The organism is Sphingobacterium sp. HJSM2_6, assembly GCF_049316305.1.
Lineage (GTDB): Bacteria > Bacteroidota > Bacteroidia > Sphingobacteriales > Sphingobacteriaceae > Sphingobacterium.
On record NZ_JBMOXB010000083.1, the window covers coordinates 1 to 228 of the forward strand.

The 228-nt window shown below is 39.9% G+C and carries 1 protein-coding gene; it reads right to left on the bottom strand.

Going from position 1 to position 228, the window contains the following annotated elements; genetic code table 11:
- Positions 1-228: sugar phosphate nucleotidyltransferase (locus ACFRAE_RS17875; RefSeq protein WP_422798529.1), on the bottom strand; the 228-nt coding region annotated here is incomplete at both ends.

Genomic DNA, 228 nt, shown 5'->3' on the forward strand with positions numbered 1-228 from the left:
TAACTTCGACATCCCAGATCCATAGAATATATTATCGCCTAAGATCAGTGCTACTTTATCAGCCCCTATAAATTCTTTGCCCAATATAAATGCTTGCGCTAACCCATCGGGTGAAGGTTGTTCTTTGTATTCGAACCTACAGCCTATTCTGGATCCATCACCCAACAATTTCTCGAAATGGGGTAAGTCCTGAGGTGTAGATATAATTAATATTTCATTGATTCCCGC